The sequence below is a fragment of the Agromyces sp. GXS1127 genome (genome assembly GCF_050565425.1).
GTDB lineage: Bacteria > Actinomycetota > Actinomycetes > Actinomycetales > Microbacteriaceae > Agromyces.
Genome location: NZ_JBOCIG010000001.1, coordinates 469876 through 492514, shown reverse-complemented (window position 1 = coordinate 492514; position 22639 = coordinate 469876). Strand labels below are relative to the sequence as shown.

Here is a 22639-nt window from a genome sequence, read left to right as displayed (position 1 = left end):
GGCGGGCAGACTGGAGCGATGGACCCGGTACAGGCGCTGGAGGAGATCGCGTCGCTGCTCGAGGTGCAGCTCGCGTCGCCGTTCAAGGCGAAGGCGTTCCGTCGCGCGGCGGGCGTGATCGGCCCGCTCCCCGACGACGAGCTCCGCGCCCGCGCCGCCGACGGGCGGTTGAAGCGGACGCCCGGAATCGGCGACTCGAGCCTCGGGGTCATCGTCGAGGCGCTCGACGGGAAGGTGCCGGGCTACCTCGCCGACCTCCGCGAGAAGGCGGGCGTCGAGGCCGCGACGGGCCTGCGCGCACTCCTCCGCGGCGACCTGCACGCCCACTCCGACTGGTCGGACGGCACGACGAGCATCGCCGCCATGGCGCGCGCCGCGGCATCCGCCGGGCTCGAGTACTTCGCCCTCACCGACCACTCGCCGAACCTGCGCGTCGCGAACGGCCTCTCTCCCGAGCGGCTCGAGTCGCAGCTCGAGATCGTGGGCGCGCTGAACGCGGGGCTCGGCGAGCCCGGTCGCGACGAGGGCGAGCGCGGGGCGCGCGACCGCGGCGACCTCGGTGTGCGGATCCTCACCGGCATCGAGGTCGACATCCTCGAGGACGGCTCGCTCGACCAGCGCCCCGACCTCCTGGACCGCCTCGACGTGGTCGTCGCCAGCGTGCACTCGAAGCTCCGCGCACCGCGTGACGAGATGACCAAGCGGATGCTGCGGGCCATCCGCGACCCGCGCATGAACGTCCTCGGCCACTGCACGGGCCGGCTCGTGCAGGGTTCGCGCGGAACGAGGCCCCAGTCGGAGTTCGACGCCGAGGCCGTGTTCGCCGCGTGCGCCGAGCACGACGTCGCGGTCGAGATCAACTCGCGCCCCGAGCGCCAGGACCCGCCCGACGACCTCATCGCGGTCGCGCTCGAGGCGGGCTGCCGCTTCGCGATCGACAGCGACGGGCACGCGCCCGGCCACTTCGGGTTCCTCGCGCTCGGGGCAGCGCGCGCCGAGGCGGCGGGCATCCCAGCGGAGCGCATCGTCACGACCTGGGACGCCGACCGGCTCGTCGACTGGGCGGGATCGAAGAAGCGGGTCGCCCCCTAGTCGTCCGACGCGACGGAGTCGACGGTCTGCGACGGGCGCGTCTCGACGGCCGAGCCCGAGCGCTCCACCAGCCAGTCCAGCACCTCGGGCACCGCGACGCGCCCGGACCCGGTTATCGCTCGACCGCCTTGCGGTCGTCTCGACGCGTCACGAGCCACCTCAGCCAGAAGAAGACGGCGACCGCGACGACCGCGACGATCACGAGCTTCACGACGAACCAGAGCACGCTGAAGACGACGTCGACGAGGATCCATGCGATCACGACGGCGGCGATGACGCCGAGGACGGTCCAGACGGTGCGGCTCATCCTCCGAGCCTAGTCAGGCTCGCGGACGGGTCGACCAGACCGCGAGCGCGACGAGCATCGGCTGGAAGAACAGCCGGATGAACCGTGCGCGGTCGCTCGTCAGGCCGAACGCATCGCGGCGCTCGCGCCACTGCGCGACGTTGCCGGGGAACACCGCGGTGAAGAACGCGGCGATGAGCCAGCCGATGCGCGAGCGTTCGCGCGGCAGCGCGACGAGGGCCGCACCGAGGCCGATCTCGGCGACGCCCGAACCGACGACCACCGCATCGGCGTCCAGCGGCACCCACGTGGGCACCTGCGCGCGGAACTCGCGTCGCGCCCAGAACAGGTGGCTGACGCCGGCGAACACGAGGAAGGCCGCGAGCGTCCACCGCGCGGCGGTCCGCGCGGGCGTGGACGGGGGAACGGGAGCAGGCCGGGTCATGACTCGAGCCTAGGGACCGGGTGCGACGACGTCAGCCCTGCACGCGCCCCGACTTCGCCGCGATGCGCTTGAGGAGCGGAGGCCTGGCGGCGAACCACGCCGCCACCATGGCGACCACCGACAACGAGAACACCGCGAAGCCGATCCAGTCGTCGGCGTCGCGCGCCGCGTACATCTGGTTCAGCTTGCGCAGCGCGCCCGTGGAGAGCACGAGCACGACGTGCACGAACGTGAACGCGAGGAAGAACAGCATCACCGGGTAGTGGATGGCGCGAGCCGTCCGCTCGCTCTTCGCCGACGCCCAGCGGCCTTCGACCGGCCAGATCGACGAGAGCCGTAGCCCGGTGACGAGCGCGAGCGGCGCCGCGATGAACACGACCGTGAAGTACGCCAGCTGCTGGAGGGCGTTGTAGACGATCCAGGAGTCCTCGGTCGGCCACTCGAGCGACGCGTACTGCAGCGCGGCCGAGATCGCGTTCGGGACCACGGCCCAGTCGGTCGGCACGATCCGCAGCCACTGGCCGGTCGCGAACAGCAGCACCACGTAGGTGATGCCGACGAGCACCCAGAGCGCGTCGAGCCAGAGGTGGAACCAGAGCCAGATGCCGAGGCGGCGCGGCGCGCGCTTCGTGCGCGGCCACCGCGTGTTGTCGCGCGTCCAGAACCCGGGCGGGCGGCGCTTGCCGCGCAGCTCGAGGCCGGTCTTCACGAGCAGAACCAGGAAGAACGCGTTGAGGAAGTGCTGCCAGCCGAGCCACCATGGGATGCCGACGGGCGTGCCCTCGGGGGGCGGCACGATGCCGGGGTACGCGTCGAGGAACGCCTCGACGGCGGGCAGCCCGACCAGGAGCCGGGCGATCACGATGCCGACCACCAGCGCGACCAGGACGATCACGGTCCCCCAGAGCACGCGCGTGCGCTGCGCCTTCCACCATTCGGCGGCGCGGGCGGACGTGGTGGGGCTCGTGGTCATGCGGCGTCGGGTCCTTCTCCAACGGATGCCGGCACCGGCCGGCTGCCGGGCGGCGCGTGCGCACCGGGCGTGAAACGGATGCCTCCGACGATATCGCCGTCGGCTGGGAGCGCGTGACGCGCGCGCAACACCGCGTCGCACCTGGCGGCCCACCTATGCTGGCCCGATGCTGCACGATCTCGTCGACGGAGCCCGGATGCTGTTCCGCGGCTTCGCGTTCTGGCGTCGCGACCCGGGCGTGATGCTGCTCGGCCTCGTGCCGGCGGCGATCGTGTTCGCGGCGCTCGTCTGGGGGCTCGTGGCGCTCGGAGTCGGGCTGCCCGGGCTCATCGACCTCGCCACACCCTTCGCCGATGCCTGGCAGGAGTTCTGGCGGCTCGCGTTCCGCACGCTCGTCGCGGTCGTCGTGTTCGCGGGGGCGGCGGTGCTCGCCGTCGTCACCTTCACCGCGCTGACGCTCATCGTCGGCGACCCGTTCTACGAGCGCATCTGGGCGGCCGTCGAGACCGACGCCGCCGGCGTGGCGCCCGGCGAGGGCCCGGGGTTCTGGGCGGGAGTCCGCGGGTCGCTCGTGCTCGTGCTGCAGGGCCTGCTCTCGGCGATCGTCGTGGGACTCGTGGGGATCGTGCCGGTCGTCGGCACGGTCGCCGCCGCGATCCTCGGAGTGGTGCTCACCGGGCGCCTGCTCGCGCGCGAGCTCGCGGCGCGTGCACTCGACGCACGCGGCATCCCGCCGGAGCAGCGCCGAGCGCTGCTCCGCGCGAACCGGTGGCGGTTCCTGGGCTTCGGGATCACCACGCAGCTCTGCTTCCTCGTGCCGTTCGGCGCGATCGCGACGATGCCGGCCGCGGTCGCCGGGGCGACCCTGCTCGCACGGTCGGCGGTGGTCGATCCGCCGCAGTGACATCCGACTCCCGTGCGGTGCATCCGATCCCACGATTCCGTCGGAAGTAGGTAGTGGCGGGTCACCCTCGCGTCGCGTCGTCCGCGGCGCGGCGCGAGGCCCCGCCGGTGTCGGGGCGGGTGTTCGTCGGGGGACACGACTGCTCGCCCCGGGGACCCGGCGGCGGGTGTCGCGGCGGCAGCCCACGCACCGCGGCATCCGTCGTCGCTCGGCTCATCGCCCCTCGCGGAGCACCTCGCCGACCCACTCGGGCACGACGAGGCTCGCGAGTCCGAGTCGCGACTCCGCGAAGAACGACGTGATCTCGCTCCCGGCGAGGTTCAGCTCGAGGGTCTCGGCGCCGAACGCCGACGCCGTGAGCACGAACCCGGCCGCCGGGTGGACGGCACCCGACGTGCCGATCGCGACGAACGTCTCGCACCCGGCGAGCGCCAGGTCGATCTCGTCGAGCCCGTACGGCATCTCGCCGAACCAGACGACGTCGGGGCGCAGCATCCGCTCGCCGCAGTTCTGGCACGGCGGCCCGGGCAGCAGGTCGCCCGGCGCCTCCGAGCGGGCCTCGCACGCGAGGCACCGCACGCGGCCGAGTTCGCCGTGCATGTGCAGCACGCGCGTCGACCCGGCCCGCTCGTGCAGGTCGTCGATGTTCTGCGTGACCACGAGCAGGTCGTCGCCGAGTTCGCGCTCGAGCGCGGCGAGCGCGTCGTGGGCCGGGTTCGGGGCGACGGATGCCACGGCGCGCCGTCGCGCGTCGTAGAAGCGCTGCACCGTGTCGGGGTCCTGTTCGAAGGCCTCCGGCGTCGCGACGTCCTCGACGCGGTGGCCCTCCCACAGTCCGCCTGCGTCGCGGAACGTGGGCACGCCGCTCTCGGCCGAGATCCCGGCGCCCGTGAGCACGACGATGCGCGGGACTCCGCCGAGGCCGGGCGTCACGCCGTCGCCTCGGGTGCACGCCCGCGGAAGACGAGCACCCGGGTCGGTCCGAACGGGAACGACGGCACGCGCACCAGTCGCGCCTCGTCGACCTCGAACCCGGCCTCGGCGAGCGCGGCGCCCGTGTCGCGGTCCCAGTGGCATCCGTGGCAGAACCGTCGCGAGAACGGGGTCACGGCCCGCTGGATTCCGCGCTTCAGGGTGCGCGGCGGCGCGGCGACGTGGTCGACGAACACGACCGCCCCGCCCGGTCGCAGCACACGGCGCACCTCGGCGAGCGCGGCCGCCTGGTCGGTCACCGAGCACAGCACGTAGGTGCCCACGACCGCATCGACCGATGCGTCCTCGAGCGGGATCCGCTCGGCGACGGCGTCGAGCGGCTCGGCCGGATGGCGCCACTCCCGTGCCCGCGTCGCGAGCTCGACGCGTCGCTCGGCGTCGGGCTCGAGCCCGAGCCACTCCACCTCGTGGTCGAATGCGCCGAAGTTCTCGCCCTCGCCGGCACCGATCTCGAGGACCCGCCCGCGCACGCGGCCGATGGCCTCGCGCTCGAGGTCGTCGAGCTCGTCGTCGGTGATGAGCGGGGGCCGCGTGGCATCCATCACAGGTCATGCGACCACGCGGCGCCCCGCTCGTCAAGCGGTCGGCCCGCCGCTCAGCGATACGCGCTCCGCGACGCAGCCAGGCAGCCGGGGAGCTGCGCTTCCTCGAACACGTCGACGGGGTCGGCTCGGCCGATGGTCTCGCCCTGCTCGCGCGACGATGGGCCGTCCAGTCCATCACGGCCGGCGCGGCCGGTTACGGCGCGCTGGCGCACCTCGACCCCGCGACACTCGACGATCCCGTGGTCGGCCGGGCCGCGGCACCCGGCGACCCCGCAGCAGTGGCGATCATCGCGCGCACGAACCCCGGGCGCGGCAGGATGGAGGCATGTCGTCCCTCAGCGATCTCAGAGCGGTCGGCTCGGCGTTCGCTGCGATCGCCGCATCGACCGACCCCGAGGCACCCGTGCGATCGGCGATCTGGCCCACCGCGGGTCGGATCGTCGACCACCTCGGGAACATCCAGCGCTGGGCGGCCGAGGTCGTGCGCACGGGCGCACCCGCCGACCGCCGCGAGTTCCGCCGGCCGGAGGACGCCGATCGCGCGCGCTGGTTCCGCGAGGGGAGCGATGCGCTCGTGTCGGTGCTCGAGATCGCGGACCCCGAACGCACCGTGCCGATCCTGTACGGCGCGACGGGTCCGATCCGGTTCTGGCATCGACGGATGGCGCACGAGGCGACGAAGCACCTCTGGGACCTGCGCACGGCGCTCGATCCCGATCCACGCTTCCCGGCCGAGGTCGGCCCCGACGGCCGAGCCGACGCGATCGACGAGTTCGGCGACGTGTTCATGGCCGAGGCGCGCCGACGCGGCATCGAGCCCCTTGCCGGCGCGGTCGCGCTCGCCGCGACCGACACGGTCGACGCGTGGCGCGTCCGGCCGGAGTGGGTCCTCGGACGGGAGCCGGCGGAGGCGGCATCGACCCCGCCGGCCGCGGTGACGATCTCGGCCGTCGTCGGCGACCTCGCACTGCTGCTCTGGGAACGCGCGGACCTCGTCGCCGCCGACGGCCGTTTCCGCGTCGACGGGAACGCCGACGTGGCGACCGCGCTCGCAACGACGCCCGTGCACCTCTGAGCACGCGCGACGCGGCGCTGCTCGTTCGCGCGGGGTTCTTCCGGCGGTCACCGGAGCGGCCTAGCCTGAGCGCGGATCCGAACGCCAGCAGAGGAGCTCGCATGTCCATGAGACCCGATCGCCCCAGCACCGCACGCCGCACCCCGCTCGTCGCCGCCTCGGTCGCGGCGATCGCGCTGGGCGTCTCCGTCGTCGTCGCACCGGCGCACGCCGCGCCCGGCGGCGAACCCGGGCGCGCCGACACCGTCCGCGTCGCCACCTACAACCTGTCCCTCAACCGCAGCTTCGAGGGCCAGCTCGTCGACGACCTGTCGACGCCCGACAACGCGCAGGCGAAGACCGTCGCCGAGATCATCCAGCGTGCGAATCCCGACATCGTGCTGCTGAACGAGTTCGACTACGTCGAGGGCGGCGTGGCCGTCGACCTGTTCCGCGACAACTACCTCGAGGTCTCGCAGGGTGGCGCCGACCCGGTCGAGTACCCCTACGCGTTCGTCGCGCCGTCGAACACCGGCATCTCGAGCGGGTTCGACCTCAACAACAACGGCGTCGTCGGCGGCGGCGACGACGCGTTCGGCTTCGGCCTCTTCCCCGGTCAGTACGGGATGGCGGTGCTCTCGAAGCATCCGATCGACACCGAGGCCGTGCGCACGTTCCAGCACTTCCTCTGGAAGGACATGCCGGGCGCGCTGCTGCCCGACGACCCGAACACCCCCGAGCCCGCCGACTGGTACTCGCCCGAGGAGCTCGACGTGTTCCGCCTCTCGAGCAAGTCGCACTGGGACGTTCCCGTCGAGGTGAACGGCCGGACGGTGCACGTGCTCGCCTCGCACCCGACGCCGCCGACCTTCGACGGCGCCGAGGACCGCAACGGCACGCGCAACCACGACGAGATCCGCTTCTGGGCCGACTACGTGAAGCCGGGCGCGGGCTCGCGGTACATCTACGACGACGACGGCGCGACCGGCGGCTTGAAGCCCGGTTCGTCCTTCGTGATCCTCGGCGACCAGAACGCCGACCCGCTCGACGGCGACTCGGTGGATGCCGCGATCGACCAGCTCCTCGACCACCCGCGCATCAGCGACCCGATGCCCACCTCGGCGGGCGCGGTCGAGGCCGCCGCCGTACAGGGCGGAGCGAACCTGACGCACGAGGGCGACCCGGCGCTCGACACGGCCGACTTCAACGACAACCCGGCGCCCGGCAACCTGCGCGCCGACTACGTGCTGCCGTCGAAGGACCTCCGTGTGGCCGGTGCCGGCGTGTTCTGGCCGGTCCTGGCCGATCCGCTGTCGGCGCTCACGGGCACCTTCCCGTTCCCGTCGAGCGACCACCGACTCGTCTGGGTCGACCTGCACGTGCGCGGCTGACCCCGATCGCAACCGAGTGCGATTCCTGCGGTGGAGGCGCGGATCAGCGCGCACCCGACCGCAGGAATCGCACTCGAACGCTCGCGCTCAGGCCGCGCCGGGGAGGCCCGGCCCGCACCGATCGGGCACGGCCTTCACCACGCCCGGCAGCCACTCGCGCACCTCGGGCCACGCACGCGCGGTCGGCAGGCGGCGGATGAGGCCGGCGAGCGGCGCGTCGCCCGGCTCCCACGGCAGCACGCGGCTCGGCGACGCCGCGGCGACCACGCCGAGCCACCAGTGCATCCAGGTCCCCCGCAGCGACTCGGGCTCGAGCACGACGTAGTAGTCGGGCACCCGCAGCTCGTGGCGGGCGACCGCGTCGATCACCTGGTCGATCTCGATCTGCAGGACCCCGAGCGTCGAGCGCTCGTCGTAGAACTCGACCCAGGCGGATGCCACGTGGCCGAGCGGATCGCGGTCGTGCACCACGAACGGCGCGTGCGACGTCGACGACCACGTGACGACCTCGGCGTCGGTGGCATCCGTCATCTCGGCGAACGTCGCGCTCTCGACGTTCGCGAGCCCGGCGAGGGAGCCGATCGCGGCGGTCGTCTCCTCGCCCACGACGACCAGGGTGGTGCTGCCCGGTGCCTCCATTTCCGGATCATACGTCGGGCGCGGGCGGGGGCGGGAGGGGCGACACCGGCCCGTCGCACGATCGTTCCGAGATCGCAACACGGGCCCGGAGGGGCGGTCAGGCGCGCGCGCCGACCTCGACCTCGGCCGCCGGCAGCAGCGTGGGCAGCACGTCGTCGAACACCGCGCCGCCGACGGTGTGCACCTGCCACGCCGCCTCGGCGCGGACGACGCGCGAGACCGAGAGGTTGTCGAGCTTCGGGTAGCTGCGCGGGTGGTGCCCGCTGAGCTCGGCGAGCACGTGCCGGATGAGGGTGCCGTGCGCGACCGCGAGCACGCGCGCGTCGGGGTGGTCGACCGCGATGCGCTCGAGGGCGCGGATGCCGCGGGGCCCGACCTCCTCGTCCGGCTCCTTGCCCGGGAACGCGCGACCCGGCCAGCGCTCGTCGATCTCGGAGACGAGGGTGCCCTCGGCGTCGCCGAAGTCCTGCTCGACGAGGGCGTCGTACTCGGCGCCGACCGACAGTCCGAGGCCGTCGGCGAGGATGGCGGCGGTCTCGCGGGCCCGGATGAGCGGCGAGCTCACGACGAGGTCCCAGTCGGCGGGGTCGAGCAGGGCGACCGTGGCCTCGGCCTGGGACCGGCCGGTCGCGTTCAGCGGGATGTCGGTCCGGCCCTGCATGAGGCCGCGGAGGTTCCAGTCGGTCTGTCCGTGGCGGACGAGGGCGAGATGCATGGGTTCCAGCCTAGGCGGGGCCGTCTGGGCGGATGCCGCGCGGGCGCTGGATGCCGCGCGGGGATGGATGCCTGGTGGCGGGACACCTCCACGTGGACGCCGAGGGAATCTCCGTGTGCGGCACGGATGCCGCCCGTGCGCGCCGGGCGCACTCTTGGTCGCATCGACATCACCTGCACCGAAGGAGAACCCCATGACCGACACCGTCACCACGACCACGACCCCGGCGGCGCCCGCCGACGCGGCGGCCGCCGACCGCGCACTGAAGGCCAAGCATCGCGCGATGTGGGCCTCGGGCGACTACCCGACGCTCGCGAGCGACCTCATCTGGAGCCTCGGGGCGCGGCTCGTCGCGGCGGCCGACGTTCGCCCGGCCGAGCGCGTCCTCGACGTCGCGGCCGGCAGCGGCAACGTCGCGATCCCGGCCGCGCTCCGCGGCGCGACCGTCGTCGCGAGCGACCTCACGCCGGAGCTGTTCGACGCGGGCCGACGCCTCGCGACCGAGGCCGGCGCCGAGCTCGAGTGGCGCGAGGCCGACGCCGAGGCGCTGCCGTTCGGCGACGCGAGCTTCGATGCCGTGCTCTCGTGCGTCGGCGTGATGTTCGCCCCGCACCACGAGCGCGCCGCCGGCGAACTCGTCCGCGTCGTGAAGCCCGGCGGTCGCATCGGCCTGCTGAGCTGGACGCCCGAGGGCTTCATCGGCCGCATGTTCGCCGCCATGAAGCCGTTCAACGCCCCGCCGCCCGCCGGCGTGCAGCCGCCGCCGCTGTGGGGCGATGAGCAGCACGTGCGCGAGCTGCTCGGCGAGCAGGTGGCCGAGCTCTCGATGGAGCGCGGCGCACTGGTCGTCGATCGCTTCCGCACCGGCGAGGAGCTGCGCGACTACTTCAAGGCGAACTACGGCCCGACGATCGCCGTCTACGGGCGCATCGCCGACGACCCCGTGCAGGTGCGCGCCCTCGACGACGCGCTCGCGGCGCTCGGCCGCGACGCCGGGCTCGACGGCTCCGGCCGGCCCATCGAGTGGGAGTACCTGCTCGTCACCGCGCAGCGTTGAGCCGCGCGTCCCGCTGAGCCCTCACCCCGGCGGAGCCGACATCGTTCCCCCTTCGATCCCCGTGAACCATCTCCGAAGGAGCATCACCGCCATGTACCTCAGCGAGGACTACCAGGTGTTCACGTTGCACCGGGCCGGCGAGCACCGGCTGCAGCGCGAACTCGAACTGCGACGGCAGGTCGCCGAGCGCATCGCCGAAGCGGCGGCCGAGGCGGCCGACGCAGAGGCCGGCGACGGCGTGACGGATGGCGCGCGCCACCGCCGCGGCATCCGGCAACTGCTGCCCCGGCGCCTGCGCCCGCTCTCGCCGACGCGCCCCGCGATCGGGCCGGGCGCCGCGTGAGCCGGTCCGGCACCGCGCACCGGGGATGGACTTCCGGTCCGTCCCCGGTGCGGATCGCCCGATCCGGGCCTAGAATCGGCGCCGTGGCGGGGCAGACGCTGACCCCGCGCGAGAGCGCGATCCTCGCCGCCGTCGAGCGGCGACTGAGCAACCCCGAGATCGCATCGGAGTTGTTCATCTCCGTGCGCACGGTGGAGAGCCACATCGCGAGCCTGCGCCGCAAGCTCGGCGCGGAGAGCCGGGCCGACCTGGTCGCCGCAGCGAGCGAGCGCCGCGAGGCATCCGTTCGCCTGCCCGACACGCGCTTCATCGGCCGCGAGGCCGAACTCGACGAGCTCACCGCGCTGCTCGATGCGCACCGGTGCGTGTCGATCACCGGTCCGGGCGGCGTCGGCAAGACGCGGCTCGCGCTCGAGTTCGCGGCGCGCCGGCACGGCGAGGGCTCGCCCGTCGTGATCGAGCTCGAGCACGCCGAGCCGGACGACGTGGTGCCGCGAATGGCGCGCGCGCTCGACCTCGAGGCGGTGCCCGGCGCCGACGTCCTCTCCTCCGTCGCCACGGCGCTCGCGTCGCGTCCGTACCTGCTCGTGCTCGACAACATCGACCGCGTCGGCGACGCCGTGCAGGCCGCCGCGCACCGGCTGCTCCGCGAGGCGCGGCAGCTGCGCATCCTCGGCACCACGCGCACGCCGTTCGGCGACGACGCGGAGCACGTGTACGCACTCGAGCCTCTGCCCGTCGAGGGCACGGATGCCTCGGCCGTCGCGATGCTCCTCGACCGCCTGAACGCGTACGGCGTCCCGCCGACGGCGGGCGAGCGCGAGCTCGCGGAACGCATCTGCGCGCGCCTGGACGGCCTGCCGCTCGCGATCGAGCTCGCCGCCACCGTGTCGCGGCACCTCGGGCTCGAGGAGCTCGCCGAGCGGCTGGATCGCGACTTCGCCTCGCTCGACCGCGCCGCGCCGCGCGGACGCCACCGCACGCTCGAGACGACGTTCGAGTGGACGTGGGACCTCCTCGAGGACGACGAGCGCGACGTGCTCTGCCGTCTCGCGGCCCTGCCCCGGACGTTCGACGTCGAACTCGCGACCGCGGTGACGCATCCGGGCGCCGAGGGCGTCCTGTTCCGGCTGCTCGACCACTCGATGGTCGTGCCGACCGGCGGCACGCCGCGCCGGTTCCGCCTCCTCGCCGTCATGCGCGAGTTCGTGCGGGCCCGGACCGACCCGGCGGTGATCCGGGAGGTGCTCGAGCGCCATGCCGAGTACCACGCGGAGGTCGCCGCGCAGTTCGTCGAGCACGCCCGCGTCGACGACAGCGACGAGGCGATGCAGCTCTCGATCCGGTTGTGCCCCGAGGTGAACGCGGCGCTCCGCTGGGCGATCGCGGCGCGGCATCCGTCGGCCAGGTCGCTCGCCGCCTCGCTCTCGGTCGGCGTCGAGCAGTACGGATCCGACGTCGACAGCGTGCGCTCGCTCGCGATGGCCGCTCGCGACGCGCACGTCGTCGAGGGCGCGGCGCCCGGTGAGCTGTTCGTGCTCGGCGCGGGCATCGCCTACCTCGACCTGCCGCTCGTCGACGACCTCGCCCGGCGCGCGCTCGCGACCGCGGAGGCGCGCGGCGACGCCGTCTCGCTCCTCGACGCCCACCACCTCGCGGGCCTCTCCGACGCCTACCTCGACCGCGGCGAGTCGGCGCTCGAGCACCTCGCCGAGGCCGAGCGGCTCGCCATCGAGCTGGGCGACGACTGGTCGCTCGCCTCGATCCACCAGTTCCGCGGCATCGCACTGCACGGCGCCTCGCTCGACGACCCGGCCGCGGCCGTCGCCGAGTTCGACGCCGCGATGCGCGCCTACGCCATCGCGGGCGACGCGATGCACGTCAACAACGCGCGGTACATGATGGCGTCGGTCGCCGCGCAGGCGCGGCTCGAGCCCGAGCGCACCGCGGTCTGGGCGGCGGAGTGCGCGGCCTACGCGCGCCGCGCGAGCAATGCCCACGAACTGGCGCACGCCGCGCTCGTGCAGCAGACCCTCGGCGTGCCGGATGCCGCGCTGCCGCTCGACGAGCTCGAGGCCTCGCTCCGCGCGCTCGGCGACGTGCGCTGCCTGACCCGCACGCTGCTGCTCACGGCCGAGCGCGCCCCGACGCCGGGCGCTCGGCTCCCGAGGCTCGAGGAGGCGCTGGCCCTCGCCGAGTCGGCCGGCGACGACGCGAACCGGGTGACCGCGCTCACGGATCTCGTCGACGCGTACTGGGCGGCTGGCGACGTCACGCGGGCGCGCACGGCGCTCGGGCGGCTCGAGGCGATCGCCGGGGCGGATGCCGCGGCATCCGCCCGCGCACTCCTGGATGCCTGAGGACGCACCGGCGAGCGTTGACCGGCCCGCTGCCGCGGCATCCGCTCGCCTGACTTCATCAGCGCATGAGAATCCGCCGGTCGGGCCCGCTGGCGGGCCCGTCCCGCGGATTCTCATGCGCTGGGATTTCCGGTCGGACCGACGCGGGTGGTCGACATCCGGTTCGGGAGGCTCGACATCTCGACGCGCGGATGGCGGAGGGCTACCGTGGCCCGCGGAAGGGAGCACGACCATGGGCATCCTCGCCGTCGACCTGTTCATCACGCTCGACGGGGTCTACCAGGCCCCGGGCGGGCCCGAGGAGGACCCCGAGCACGGCTTCGCATTCGGCGGGTGGCAGGCGCCGTACATCGACGAGAGATCGGGCGAGGTGATCGGCGCGGGCATCGACCGGCTCGACGCGTTGATGCTCGGGCGCAAGACGTACGACATCTTCGCCGACTACTGGCCGCGGCACACCGACACCCAGGTCGGCGCGAAGTTCGCGGAGGTGCCGAAGTTCGTCGCCTCGCACACGCTGAGCGACCCGACCTGGTCGGGCACGACGGTCGTGACGGATGTCGCGGCGGAGGTTCCGCCCATCAAGGAACGGTTCGACGAGATCCACGTGATCGGCAGCGGCGACCTCGCACGCTCGCTGCTCGCCGCCGACCTCGTCGACCGGCTGAACCTGTACCTCTACCCGATCGCGTTCGGCAGCGGCAAGCGGCTCTTCGACGAGGGCACGGTGCCCGCCGCGTTCACGCTCGCCGAGCCTCCGATCGCGTTCCCGAAGGGCGCCGTCGCGCTCGTCTACGAGCGCGCGGGCGTGCCGGTCACGGGCATCGACATGGACCCCGAGGGACGATAGCCGCACGCCGCGACGTCAGTCGAGCTCCTGGAAGATCGTGAGCTGCAGGCCGGCCGGCGCTCGCACCCGTCCGTTCACCGAACGCCAGGGCGTCTCGCGAGCGGATGCCTCGAGCTCGGCGCCCGCCGCGACGAGCTCGTCGGTCACGGCCGCCGCATCCTTCACCTCGAGCGCGACGCGGATGCGATCGCTCCGACCTCCGTCGGTCTCGACGCGGTCGATGAACCGCACCTGGGCGGGGTTGGAGAGCTCGAGCGTCGCCCGACCGGCGTCGAGGATTCGCACCTCGGCGCCGCCGTCACCGCTGTAGGCCTCCTGCTCGGGCATGCCGAGCACGTCGCGGAAGAACGCGAGCGCCGCCTCGAAGTCCTCGGCCTCGACGACGAGCCGGAGCTGACGGACCCGCCCGCCGCCGGCCGGGGCGCCCGACCCCGGGGCGCCCCTCCCCGTGCCGCCCGAACCCGCACCCACGCCATCCGTCATGCCGTTCCCCCTTCGTCGCCGCCGCGGAGCAGCGCCCGCAGCGTCTGGATCGTGTCGGTCTCGCCCGGCTCCTTGTCGGGGCGGTACCCCTTCACGCGCACGAAGCGCAGCGCGATGCCGCCCGGGTAGCGGCTCGAGCGCTGCACGCCGTCGATCGCGATCTCGACCACCGTGATCGGCGACACGAACACCGTGCTCGCGGTGCGCCGCGTCTCGATCTCGGGGAACCGCTCGGTCTGGAACCGCAGCAGCTCGTCGGTGAGCCCCTTGAAGGTCTTGCCGACCATCACGAACCCGCCGGGCTCGCCGAACTCCCCGTCGGGGTCGCGGGCGCCGAGGTGCAGGTTGGAGAGCCATCCGGTGCGCCGGCCCGAGCCCCACTCGGCGCCGAGCACGATGAGGTCGTAGGTCAGCACGGGCTTCACCTTGATCCAGCTGGCGCCGCGCCGACCGGCCGCGTAGGGCGCGCCCACACCCTTCACGACGACGCCCTCGTGCCCCGCGGCGAGCGCGTTGCGCGCGACGCGCTCGGCGGCCGCGGCATCGGAGGTCACCTCGCCGGGGATGCGGTGCTCCCCCGCGACGCGCTCGAGTTCGACGAGGCGCGACGCGAGCGGTTCGTCGATGAGGTCGCGCCCGTCGACGTGCAGCACGTCGAAGAACCACGGATGCAGCAGCACCTCGCGCGCGGCCTCGGCGCCGAAGCGCGACATCGTGTCCTGGAACGGTCGCGGCGCGCCCGCCTCGTCGAGCGCGAGCGTCTCGCCGTCGAGGATGAGCTCGCGCGCGGGCAGGCCGCGCACGACGTCGACCACCTCGGGCACGCGGTGCGTGATGTCCGCGAGGTTCCGCGTGAACACACGCACGTCGTCGCCCGACCGGTGCACCTGGATGCGCGCTCCGTCGAGCTTGAACTCGACGGATGCCTCGCCCACCTGCTCGAGCGCGGCAGCGGCGCTCGGCGCGGTGCCGGCCAGCATCGGCAGCACCGGGCGACCGACCCGGAGGCCGACGGCCTCGAGCTCGCCCGACGCGCCCGTGAGCGCGATGCGCGCGGTCTCGCCGAGGTCGCCCGAGAGCATCGCGGCGCGGCGCACGACGTCGCCCGGGCGATCGGCGGCGCGTGCGATGGCGTCGGTCAGCACGCCCTCGAGCGCGCCCGTGCGGAGCTCGCCGAGGATGACCCGGGAGACGAAGCCCTGCTCGCGGTCGGTCGCGCGCGAGCCGAGATCGGCGAGCACCGCCGCACGCTCGGCGGCCGAGCCCGAGCCGGCCGTGCCCGCGAGCCGCTCGAGCGCGTCGTCGACGTCGAGGATCGTGAGCGTCGCGGCATCCGCCGGCTCGCCCAGGCCGCCCCGCAACGTGCGCCAGCCGACGCCGACGCGACCCTGCCTGGGCTTGGCGGTCAGGAAGCCGACGGCGGGCACGATCTCGTCGGACGCGAGCCCGGCGAGCAGGCCCGCGAGCGCGTCGACCTTCGCGAGCCGCGACCGCGTGGAGGCGACCCGCTCGACCGTCGTCACGACCTCGTCGAGCAGCACCCCATCATCCTCGCACCGCCCGCCGACACGGCGGCGGGGTGCTGCGAGCCCGGCGGGCACGCCGCGGGCCGCTCATCAGGCCAGGCACGCCCGCAGCGCTCAGGCCAGGGGCCCGCCCGCGCCCATGACCCCCGCGATCACCCGCTCCGCGAACCAGAACATGCCGACGGCCGCCACGGCGAACCCGGCGACGACGGTCGCCGGCCGCCCCGCGGCCGTTCGCCGCAGCAGCACGAGCAGCGGGAACGCCACCGCGATGATCGCCAGCTGCGCCGCCTCGATGCCGACGTTGAACGCGAGGAGCGACCAGAGGAGTCCCCACGACCATGCCTCGTCGACGCCGAGCGCGCTCGCGAAGCCGAGCCCGTGCAGGAGCCCGAACGCGAACACGACCGGCATCCGCCACCGGTCGGGCACCTCGCCCCTCCAGATCGCCGCGACCGCCGCGACCGCGATCGAGAGCGCGATGATCGGCTCGACGATCTCGGCGGGCACGCCGACGATGCCGAGCGCCGCCAGGAGGAACGTCACGCTGTGCGCGACCGTGAACGTCGTCGCGGTGAGCACGAGCCCGCGCAGGCTCCGCGCGCCGAGCAGCAGCGCCACGATGAACAGCACGTGGTCGAGCCCGAACAGCAGGTGCTCGGCGCCGAGCACGAAGAACTCGCCGATGCGAGGCGCGGTGTCGGCGAGCTCGACCGTCGGTTCGGCCGCCGTGAGCACCGCGCTGCCCGCGGCGCCGTCGAGGTCCCACCCGAGCATGGTCCGCGTGGAGTGCACGAACCCCTCCCCGTCGGGGAACAGCGCGCTCGAGACCGCGAGCGTGCCGGCCTCGCCGCCGCCGCAGTCGTAGGCGTACATCACGACGGCGAAGGGGCGGTCGCCGCGATCCCGGATGCCTCCGGCGCCCACGGATTCGGCGACGCAACGCGCCCCGTCGGCCTCCACGACGAACCGCTCCGCGACGTAGTCGTCGACCGAGTCGGCATACGCGGCAAGCTGGCGCACCTGCTCGTCGCGGTCGGTCGCCTCGTAGGCATCGGCGTACGCCCACGCCGACTTCATCAGCAGGTCGTACTCGAGTTCGAGCTCGGCCCTGATGCGGCCGCCGTCGCGCGCCACCTCGGCGTACGCCGAGGTCGTTTCGTCGTGCGCGGCCGCCGGCGCAGCCGGACCGAGCGCGCCGCAGAGCGCGAACGAGAAGAGGATCAGGGCCGCCGCGGCGCGGACGGCCGCCGCCGCGACCCGGCGAACCGGGCCGCGGCGGCGGGTGGAGCCATCCGTCATCGCATCGAACCCGCGGTGCCCGCGGTCGCGGCCTCACCGAGGAACGGGAACCACGGCGAGTTCTCGTTCCAGGTGCCGGGTCGGCCCGAGGCATCCGTCGTCGCGAACACGCTCGGCTCGGAGGTCGACGTGCCGCCGCCGGCCGAGGTCGCGGTGACGATCCACGCGTACGCGGTGTCGGCCTTGAGGCGCGTCCACTCGACCGAGGCGATCTCGCCGGAGGCGACGGTCGTCTCGCCGATGACCGCCGACGGCACGAACACCGCGAGGGAGTCGGTGCGGAGCGTCGTGACGCGGCTCGTCAGGTCGACCGGCAGCACCGTCTCGTCCTCGGAGCCGTCGTAGCGGTGGCGGTCGTCGTACTCGGTCGCGCCGAACTCGTCGAGCAGCGGCGAGTACGTGTCGACGTGCATGACGCTGCGGTCGACGTCGAACGAGAGCAGGCGGAGGAAGCTCGCGCCGAAGCGGAGCTGGTCGTCGGGCTGGTAGCCGCCGATCTCGGTGAGGCCGAGCCGGTCGGCCGACACCGTGTAGAACTGGTAGTCCGCGAGCAGCTCGACGACGCCGTGGTCGATCTCGCCGACCTCGGGCTTCACGTTCGTGCCCACGCCGTGCTCGTGGCCGGCGAGGATCAGGAACACGTTCGGGTTGTCCTCGACGACCGTGTTGTAGAGCATCGAGCCGTCGGGAGCCGAGAACGGCGCGTCGCGTCCGTCGGGCTCGGTGCTCGGCGCGAGGTAGTCGTGCGTGAGCAGGATGCCGTTGCGGTCGCCGAACTGCTCGAACACGTCGTTCGCCCACTCGGCCTCCTCGCGCGTCACGCCGTACGAGAGGCCGACCACGACGAAGTCCAGGCCGCCGGCCGAGAACAGGTCGTAGTGGTTCTGGTTGTCGCCCTCGCGCCACGGCCCGCCGTACGAGGCCTGCGTCCACGACGCGGCCGCGTCCGCGGAGTTCTGCGGCCCGAAGTAGTCGTTGAAGATCGCGTCGGGGCCGTTCTCGGTGCCGGACTGGTTGTCGTGGTTGCCCGCGACGACGCCGCTCGGGATGCCCGCTGCGTCGAGCACGTCGTGCTGGCGCGAGGACACCTCCCACTCGCCGACGATCTGCTCGCGCATCTCGTCGGTCTGCGGGGCGCGGATGTTGTTCTCGATGAGGTCGCCCGTGTGCGCGACGTACGAGATCTTGCGCTGGTCGGCGTTGCCGGCGATCCAGTCGACGATGCCCGAGTACGCGGACTCCCAGATCGCGCGCTCTTCGGCCGTCTCCTGCTCGACCGCGCCCTCGGAGAGGTACTGCGTGTCGGTGAAGTGCGCGATCGAGAAGTCGACGGCGTCGGGGTCGGTGAACACGTTCGGGTCGCCGGCCTCGAGGTCGTCGGCGAAGGGGTCCTCGCCGGTCACCATGACGTGCACCTGCTGCCCGTCGAGGTAGCGCTCGTCGACCGTCGCGGTGAGCACGGTGTCGCCCTCCACGGCGCCGCGCGATCCGGCGAGCGCGTCCCACGCGTGCGCGTCGAGGTTCCAGGCGCGGAGGGTCGCGACGCGGTCGGGGTCGACCGTGCCGGTCCAGCGGATGACCGGGTCCTGCACCTGGCCCTTCACCATGACGTCGAAGCGCTGGAACGCCACGTTGCGGGAGGCGTCGCCGTCGAGCGTCTCGCCGTCGCCGGGCTCGAGGGCCGAGGCATCCGCCTTCTGCTCGCCCTCGACCTCCAGGGTCGTCGGGATGCCCGACGAGGTGCCCTGCCAGACCTGGTTCGGAGTGAGGATGTCGGCCTCCGAGAACGTGGCCGTGACGTCGCCGTCGCCCGGCTCGCCGACGGTCGCGGAGAGCGTGACCGGGCCGGTGACGTCGGCCGTGCCGGACGCGGGCGCCAGGTCGGCGGGGACGTCGGGGATGCCTGCCGAGGTGAACGCGACCTCGTGCGTCGCCTCGTTGCCCATGCCGTCGCGCGCGGTGACGACGAGAGTGTGCTCGCCCGCGACGAGGCCCGGGCCGACCGGGTCGGCGAGGCCGATCGGCTCGCCGTCGAGGGTGACCTCGGGGTCGCCCGCGATGCCGGAGGCATCCTCGAGCTGCACGTCGAGGGCGACGGCCTGCGTGATGGTCGACCCGACGGCCGGCACGCTCGAGGCGATCGCGGGCCCGGTGTTGTCGGTCACGAGCAGGCGCGTCGCGACCTCGCCGGTCGTCGCGGTCGCGGCGAGGGTGTGCTCGCCGTCGGCGACCGTCGCGGTGTCGAGGTCGGAGCGCAGGCCCTTCGCGGCCGCGTCGACCTCGAAGGTGAAGGTGGCGTCGCGCAGCAGGGTGGTGTTGCTGCCGCAGCTGCCGTCGCCCATCCGATACGTGGCGGCGAGGCCGACGCCGGCCGCGCTGCCCGCGGCCGGGGCGAGCGCCACCGACGAGATCGTGTAGTCGTCGCGGTTCGCGCCGCACGAGGTCGTGTAGGTGCCGGTCACGAGCTGGACGGTGTTCGAGCCCGGGCGCAGCCACTCGTTCGGGAACACGACGTGCACGCGCTCGCTGACGTAGTCGCCGCCGATGTCATACGTCAGGCCGTTCACGACGATGTAGCTGTGGTAGCGGGCCTCGATCGAGTTCGAGGCCACGTCGAAGCTGAGCACCGCGTCGCCCGAGCCGAGCACCGGCGTCGCGCCGATGCCCTCGCCGTCGAGCGTGAGGTCGGCGACACCGCCGTCGGCCTCGGCGGGCTGCGTGGCGAAGACCTCCTGCACGCCCGTCGCGATGGTGCCGTCGGCGGGCGTGACATAGGGGGCGCCGGCCGGGGCGTTGTTCACCGACACCTCGCTGGTGGCGCTGGCGCCGGCCTCGGTGGTCGCGACGATCGTGTGGGTGCCGTTCTCGAGCGCCGTGGTGTCGAGCTCGGCGGCGAGGCCCGTCGTGCCCTGCGGGTCGCCGAGGACGAAGAAGGAGAGCTCGGCGTCGAGCAGCTTCGAGGTGTTCGAGCCGCAGTCGCCGTCGCCGAAGTTGAACGTGTACTCGTTCTCCTCGCCGTCGGCGACCTCGCCGAGCAGCTCCAGGCCGACGTTCGAGACGACGAAGTCGTCGTGGTTCACGCCGCAGCCGGTCTGGATGGTGCCCGTGACGAACTCGATCGAGTTCTCGCCCTGCACGAGCTCCTCGTTCGGGATCTCGAGCTCGACGCGCTCGTTCACCGCGTCGGGGAGGTCGATGCGGAAGTCGCCGTTGACGAGCACGTGGTTGCCGTAGCGCGCCTCGATCGAGTTCGAGCCGACCTCGAAGCTCAGCGTCGAGACGCCCACGGTCGCGGTGGCCGCGAGCTCCCCGCCGTCGAGCGTGAGGCTCGCGACGCTGTCCCCCGCCGCCACCGGCACGGCCGCGACGGTGACGGCCCCCTCGACGCGCGCGCCGTCCTCAGGTGCGAGCAGTGGCGCGGCGACCTCGGCCGGAGTCGGCTTCGCCGTCGACGCGCCGCCCATCGGCACGGCCGCGGCCGGGATCGCCGGCGCGATCGCCAGCCCCGCGCCCACGATTCCGGCGATCGCGATCGCGACCGCCCCTGTCATCTCGCCGCTTCCGCGGCCGCGCGTCGTACGCATTCCCTGGCACCCTCCGTGGTGTCGATCCGGGCCCCGCGCATGAGGGCGCGGGGCGTTCCGGATGCCACGGTGGCCAGCCCGGGTGAACGGGCGACGTGCAGCGGGCGACGAATCGGGGACGGGCCGGGGACGACGCGGCGAACGCTTCCCGGCCGTCGGTCCGGGTCGCGCTCGCAGCGATTCAGCGGGGCGTCAGCCCGCGGGTGTCATGGCCGTCGTCCCATCGGCGAGCACCGGGGAGATGAGCCCGAACCCGTTGCCGTCGGGGTCGACGAGGTAGCCGACCCGGCCGACGCCCTGCATGTCCTCCGCGGGCAGCATCACGGTCGCGCCGAGCTCGACGGCACGACGGATCGTGTCGTCGACGCTGCCGTCGACGCCGATGACCAGGTTGCAGCCGTTGACCGGCGCGCCGATCTCCGGCGCCGGCCCGTCGCGCTGTGTGAGGCCGCCGTTGATGCCCATTCCGGGCTGTCCCGACACGTTCCCGATGGCGCCCTCCCCCGTGTCGATCGTCCAGTACGGCATGTCGCCGAACTGCGTGAAGCGCCAGCCGAACAGCTCGCCGTAGAAGTCGACGAGCCGCTGCGGCTCGGTCGCGTGGATCTCGAAGTGCACGACCAGGTTGGCCATGGTCCCCCCTCGGTTCGCAGGGCGTCCGCGACCCTGCGGACGTCGCACACGCTACGCCGACGGGATGACATCCGTCACCCCCGCACGTCGTCGTCGCCGGTTCGGGGGAGAATCGTCCAGTGGCCCTCTTCTCGCGCCGGACGGCGCCCGTCGACGATGCGCCGCCCGTGCCGCGGCTCGTCGAGATCGGCGACCCCGAGCGCGACTGGATCGACGCGCACGTCGCGCTCGTCTCGGACGCGGGCGCCGACCCCGATGACCTCGAGCAGCTGCGCGCGCTCTACGAGCGCTGGTCGGCCGGATGGCGTCGCATCAACCCGCCCGAGCGCGACGACCCGGTCATCCAGGTGAACGCGCTCGGCACGGCGTTCGGCGAGTACGTCGCGCGGCGCACGGGCCTGTCATGGCGACTCGCCGAGCACGAGGGCGGCCTCGACCTCACGCTGTACCAGCCGCGCGGCCAGGTGCTGCTCCACCCGATCGGGATCGTCGACGAGCGCTGGCGCGCGGAGGAGGCGTCGGGTGCGTTCCTCGTCGAGACCGCCGAGCGGCTCACGCACGTGCGACGGCTGGCGCACGGCGACGGCGGCGGCCGGCGGCGCTGACCCCCGGACGGGGCTGCCCGACGCTCTTGTCGGCACCTCGGGCGAGGGCTATGGTCGCGCTCGAGGGCGCAGCGCGCATCGACGCCGCGCGATCATCTGGGGGATGCTCCGATGTCCGACTTCTTCACCATGCAGGCCGGGGAGACGGCCGCGCCCGTTCCCGACGGGCCGGTCCTCTGCCAGGCGACGCCCGCGATGCGCCGCATCCACCGGGTCTTCCTGTGGGCGTACGACGAGGCACCGGGCCTCGTGCGCTCGGCGGCTGACGGTGACACCGAGCGCTCGCGCTACGTCGGCGAGGTGCTCGGCAACTTCGACAAACTCCTGCACGTGCACCACGAGGGCGAGGACCTCTACATGTACCCGCAGCTCGGCGAACGCGCCCCCGCCTGCGCGATGCACATCGCGCAGATGCTCGCGCAGCACGAGCAGGTCAAGCAGGTCCTCGACGAGCTCGCCCCGATCCGCGAGCACTGGCGGGACACGGCCGACGCCGAACTCGGCGAGCGACTCGCGACGGGGTACGAGGGGCTCTCCGCCCTGTTGAAGGTGCACCTGCGCCGCGAGGTGACCGAGGTCACGCCGGCGGTCGAGAAGGTGCTCACCGAGGAGGAGTTCGACCGGCTCTCGAGCCACGGCGTCGACGCCTTCGAGAAGAAGGTGGTCCTCGCGTACCTCGGCATGATCCTCGCGACGAACCCGCCCGACGAGCAGCGTGCGTTCATCATGGACATCCCGTTGCCGATCCGTCTGGCCTACCGGCTCGTCGGCAAGCGACTGTATCGCAAGCAGTACGCGACGCTCTTCCCCGGCCGCGCGATCCCGCAGACGATCTGACGGGAGACGCGCGACTTGACGG

At 73.3% G+C, this 22639-nt stretch carries 22 protein-coding genes; 10 read left to right on the top strand and 12 right to left on the bottom strand.

Features of this window, described 5'->3' with window-relative positions; all coding sequences use genetic code 11:
* Positions 1 to 18 precede the first annotated feature (18 nt).
* On the top strand, positions 19 to 1092 hold the full coding sequence (locus tag ACQ393_RS02280) for a PHP domain-containing protein (RefSeq protein WP_430645197.1): 1074 nt from the start codon (positions 19 to 21) through the stop codon (positions 1090 to 1092).
* 112 nt (positions 1093 to 1204) lie between these two features.
* Here ACQ393_RS02280 and ACQ393_RS02275 read toward each other — a convergent pair whose 3' ends face one another.
* The 3 genes from ACQ393_RS02275 to ACQ393_RS02265 are packed head-to-tail and all read right to left on the bottom strand — an operon-like array spanning position 1205 to position 2796.
* Positions 1205 to 1399, bottom strand: coding sequence for a hypothetical protein (locus ACQ393_RS02275; protein ID WP_430645196.1), 195 nt, complete (start codon positions 1397 to 1399; stop codon positions 1205 to 1207).
* Between the two features lie 13 nt (positions 1400 to 1412).
* Positions 1413 to 1823, bottom strand: coding sequence for a DoxX family protein (locus ACQ393_RS02270; RefSeq protein ID WP_430645195.1), 411 nt, complete (start codon positions 1821 to 1823; stop codon positions 1413 to 1415).
* A gap of 31 nt (positions 1824 to 1854) precedes the next feature.
* On the bottom strand, positions 1855 to 2796 hold the full coding sequence (locus tag ACQ393_RS02265; RefSeq protein ID WP_430645194.1) for a cytochrome b/b6 domain-containing protein: 942 nt from the start codon (positions 2794 to 2796) through the stop codon (positions 1855 to 1857).
* A 166-nt stretch (positions 2797 to 2962) separates the two neighbouring features.
* Between ACQ393_RS02265 and ACQ393_RS02260 the strand changes: the two genes are divergently transcribed.
* A complete protein-coding gene (locus ACQ393_RS02260) occupies positions 2963 to 3700 on the top strand; it encodes an EI24 domain-containing protein (protein WP_430645193.1) in 738 nt (245 codons plus the stop codon).
* 213 nt (positions 3701 to 3913) lie between these two features.
* Here ACQ393_RS02260 and ACQ393_RS02255 read toward each other — a convergent pair whose 3' ends face one another.
* Positions 3914 to 4633 carry an NAD-dependent deacylase gene (locus tag ACQ393_RS02255; RefSeq protein WP_430645192.1) on the bottom strand — a complete coding sequence of 240 codons (720 nt, stop codon included), beginning with the start codon at positions 4631 to 4633 and terminating at the stop codon, positions 3914 to 3916.
* Positions 4630 to 5235, bottom strand: a complete 606-nt coding sequence (locus ACQ393_RS02250) for a class I SAM-dependent methyltransferase (protein ID WP_430645191.1) — start codon at positions 5233 to 5235, stop codon at positions 4630 to 4632. The genes ACQ393_RS02255 and ACQ393_RS02250 overlap by 4 nt, the downstream gene beginning before the upstream one ends.
* A 328-nt stretch (positions 5236 to 5563) precedes the next feature.
* Here ACQ393_RS02250 and ACQ393_RS02245 point away from each other — a divergent pair, with 328 nt between their 5' ends.
* Both ACQ393_RS02245 and ACQ393_RS02240 read left to right on the top strand, forming a co-directional pair.
* Complete coding sequence (locus ACQ393_RS02245) at positions 5564 to 6313, top strand: maleylpyruvate isomerase N-terminal domain-containing protein (RefSeq protein ID WP_430645190.1); 750 nt, start codon at positions 5564 to 5566, stop codon at positions 6311 to 6313.
* A 101-nt stretch (positions 6314 to 6414) separates the two neighbouring features.
* A complete protein-coding gene (locus tag ACQ393_RS02240) occupies positions 6415 to 7683 on the top strand; it encodes an endonuclease/exonuclease/phosphatase family protein (protein WP_430645189.1) in 1269 nt (422 codons plus the stop codon).
* Positions 7684 to 7770: 87 nt separating this feature from the next.
* Here the strand turns inward: ACQ393_RS02240 and ACQ393_RS02235 are convergent, their stop codons facing one another.
* Positions 7771 to 8322, bottom strand: coding sequence for a hypothetical protein (locus tag ACQ393_RS02235; RefSeq protein ID WP_430645188.1), 552 nt, complete (start codon positions 8320 to 8322; stop codon positions 7771 to 7773).
* A gap of 97 nt (positions 8323 to 8419) precedes the next feature.
* A complete protein-coding gene (locus ACQ393_RS02230; protein ID WP_430645187.1) occupies positions 8420 to 9037 on the bottom strand; it encodes a histidine phosphatase family protein in 618 nt (205 codons plus the stop codon).
* 193 nt (positions 9038 to 9230) lie between these two features.
* Between ACQ393_RS02230 and ACQ393_RS02225 the strand changes: the two genes are divergently transcribed.
* The 4 genes from ACQ393_RS02225 (at position 9231) to ACQ393_RS02210 (ending at position 13647) form a co-directional block, all read left to right on the top strand.
* On the top strand, positions 9231 to 10094 hold the full coding sequence (locus ACQ393_RS02225; protein ID WP_430645186.1) for a class I SAM-dependent methyltransferase: 864 nt from the start codon (positions 9231 to 9233) through the stop codon (positions 10092 to 10094).
* Positions 10095 to 10185: 91 nt separating this feature from the next.
* On the top strand, positions 10186 to 10437 hold the full coding sequence (locus tag ACQ393_RS02220) for a hypothetical protein (protein WP_430645185.1): 252 nt from the start codon (positions 10186 to 10188) through the stop codon (positions 10435 to 10437).
* 83 nt (positions 10438 to 10520) lie between these two features.
* Entirely contained in the window at positions 10521 to 12797 is a 2277-nt protein-coding gene (locus ACQ393_RS02215; protein ID WP_430645184.1) for a LuxR C-terminal-related transcriptional regulator, read from the top strand.
* Positions 12798 to 13029: 232 nt separating this feature from the next.
* Positions 13030 to 13647 carry a dihydrofolate reductase family protein gene (locus ACQ393_RS02210; protein ID WP_430645183.1) on the top strand — a complete coding sequence of 206 codons (618 nt, stop codon included), beginning with the start codon at positions 13030 to 13032 and terminating at the stop codon, positions 13645 to 13647.
* A 15-nt stretch (positions 13648 to 13662) separates the two neighbouring features.
* On the opposite strand, the gene ACQ393_RS02205 is transcribed toward ACQ393_RS02210, so the two are convergent.
* The 5 genes from ACQ393_RS02205 to ACQ393_RS02185 all read right to left on the bottom strand — a co-directional run bounded on the left by ACQ393_RS02205 (position 13663) and on the right by ACQ393_RS02185 (position 21175).
* Entirely contained in the window at positions 13663 to 14130 is a 468-nt protein-coding gene (locus ACQ393_RS02205; RefSeq protein ID WP_430645182.1) for a VOC family protein, read from the bottom strand.
* Positions 14127 to 15671, bottom strand: coding sequence for an ATP-dependent DNA ligase (locus tag ACQ393_RS02200; RefSeq protein WP_430645181.1), 1545 nt, complete (start codon positions 15669 to 15671; stop codon positions 14127 to 14129). The genes ACQ393_RS02205 and ACQ393_RS02200 overlap by 4 nt, the downstream gene beginning before the upstream one ends.
* Positions 15672 to 15770: 99 nt before the next feature.
* Complete coding sequence (locus tag ACQ393_RS02195; RefSeq protein WP_430645180.1) at positions 15771 to 16958, bottom strand: HupE/UreJ family protein; 1188 nt, start codon at positions 16956 to 16958, stop codon at positions 15771 to 15773.
* Complete coding sequence (locus ACQ393_RS02190) at positions 16955 to 20509, bottom strand: metallophosphoesterase (RefSeq protein WP_430645179.1); 3555 nt, start codon at positions 20507 to 20509, stop codon at positions 16955 to 16957. The genes ACQ393_RS02195 and ACQ393_RS02190 overlap by 4 nt, the downstream gene beginning before the upstream one ends.
* 225 nt (positions 20510 to 20734) lie before the next feature.
* Positions 20735 to 21175, bottom strand: coding sequence for a VOC family protein (locus ACQ393_RS02185; RefSeq protein ID WP_430645178.1), 441 nt, complete (start codon positions 21173 to 21175; stop codon positions 20735 to 20737).
* A 119-nt stretch (positions 21176 to 21294) separates the two neighbouring features.
* On the opposite strand from ACQ393_RS02185, the gene ACQ393_RS02180 reads away from it, so the two are divergent.
* Together ACQ393_RS02180 and ACQ393_RS02175 are read left to right on the top strand one after the other, a co-directional pair.
* Positions 21295 to 21780 (top strand): DUF3806 domain-containing protein, encoded by a 486-nt coding sequence (locus tag ACQ393_RS02180; protein WP_430645177.1) that lies wholly within the window; start codon positions 21295 to 21297, stop codon positions 21778 to 21780.
* 111 nt (positions 21781 to 21891) lie between these two features.
* A complete protein-coding gene (locus ACQ393_RS02175; RefSeq protein ID WP_430645176.1) occupies positions 21892 to 22617 on the top strand; it encodes a hemerythrin domain-containing protein in 726 nt (241 codons plus the stop codon).
* Positions 22618 to 22639: the final 22 nt, after the last annotated feature.

What these genes read in the sequence shown, in the direction of transcription:
- ACQ393_RS02280 (WP_430645197.1), top strand. Translation starts at nt 19, where the DNA reads ATGGACCCGGTACAGGCGCTGGAGGAGATCGCGTCGCTGCTCGAGGTG.
- ACQ393_RS02275 (WP_430645196.1), bottom strand. Translation starts at nt 1,399, where the DNA reads ATGAGCCGCACCGTCTGGACCGTCCTCGGCGTCATCGCCGCCGTCGTG.
- ACQ393_RS02270 (WP_430645195.1), bottom strand. Translation starts at nt 1,823, where the DNA reads ATGACCCGGCCTGCTCCCGTTCCCCCGTCCACGCCCGCGCGGACCGCC.
- ACQ393_RS02265 (WP_430645194.1), bottom strand. Translation starts at nt 2,796, where the DNA reads ATGACCACGAGCCCCACCACGTCCGCCCGCGCCGCCGAATGGTGGAAG.
- ACQ393_RS02260 (WP_430645193.1), top strand. Translation starts at nt 2,963, where the DNA reads ATGCTGCACGATCTCGTCGACGGAGCCCGGATGCTGTTCCGCGGCTTC.
- ACQ393_RS02250 (WP_430645191.1), bottom strand. Translation starts at nt 5,235, where the DNA reads ATGGATGCCACGCGGCCCCCGCTCATCACCGACGACGAGCTCGACGAC.
- ACQ393_RS02245 (WP_430645190.1), top strand. Translation starts at nt 5,564, where the DNA reads ATGTCGTCCCTCAGCGATCTCAGAGCGGTCGGCTCGGCGTTCGCTGCG.
- ACQ393_RS02240 (WP_430645189.1), top strand. Translation starts at nt 6,415, where the DNA reads ATGTCCATGAGACCCGATCGCCCCAGCACCGCACGCCGCACCCCGCTC.
- ACQ393_RS02235 (WP_430645188.1), bottom strand. Translation starts at nt 8,322, where the DNA reads ATGGAGGCACCGGGCAGCACCACCCTGGTCGTCGTGGGCGAGGAGACG.
- ACQ393_RS02230 (WP_430645187.1), bottom strand. Translation starts at nt 9,037, where the DNA reads ATGCATCTCGCCCTCGTCCGCCACGGACAGACCGACTGGAACCTCCGC.
- ACQ393_RS02225 (WP_430645186.1), top strand. Translation starts at nt 9,231, where the DNA reads ATGACCGACACCGTCACCACGACCACGACCCCGGCGGCGCCCGCCGAC.
- ACQ393_RS02220 (WP_430645185.1), top strand. Translation starts at nt 10,186, where the DNA reads ATGTACCTCAGCGAGGACTACCAGGTGTTCACGTTGCACCGGGCCGGC.
- ACQ393_RS02210 (WP_430645183.1), top strand. Translation starts at nt 13,030, where the DNA reads ATGGGCATCCTCGCCGTCGACCTGTTCATCACGCTCGACGGGGTCTAC.
- ACQ393_RS02205 (WP_430645182.1), bottom strand. Translation starts at nt 14,130, where the DNA reads ATGACGGATGGCGTGGGTGCGGGTTCGGGCGGCACGGGGAGGGGCGCC.
- ACQ393_RS02195 (WP_430645180.1), bottom strand. Translation starts at nt 16,958, where the DNA reads ATGACGGATGGCTCCACCCGCCGCCGCGGCCCGGTTCGCCGGGTCGCG.
- ACQ393_RS02190 (WP_430645179.1), bottom strand. Translation starts at nt 20,509, where the DNA reads ATGACAGGGGCGGTCGCGATCGCGATCGCCGGAATCGTGGGCGCGGGG.
- ACQ393_RS02185 (WP_430645178.1), bottom strand. Translation starts at nt 21,175, where the DNA reads ATGGCCAACCTGGTCGTGCACTTCGAGATCCACGCGACCGAGCCGCAG.
- ACQ393_RS02175 (WP_430645176.1), top strand. Translation starts at nt 21,892, where the DNA reads ATGTCCGACTTCTTCACCATGCAGGCCGGGGAGACGGCCGCGCCCGTT.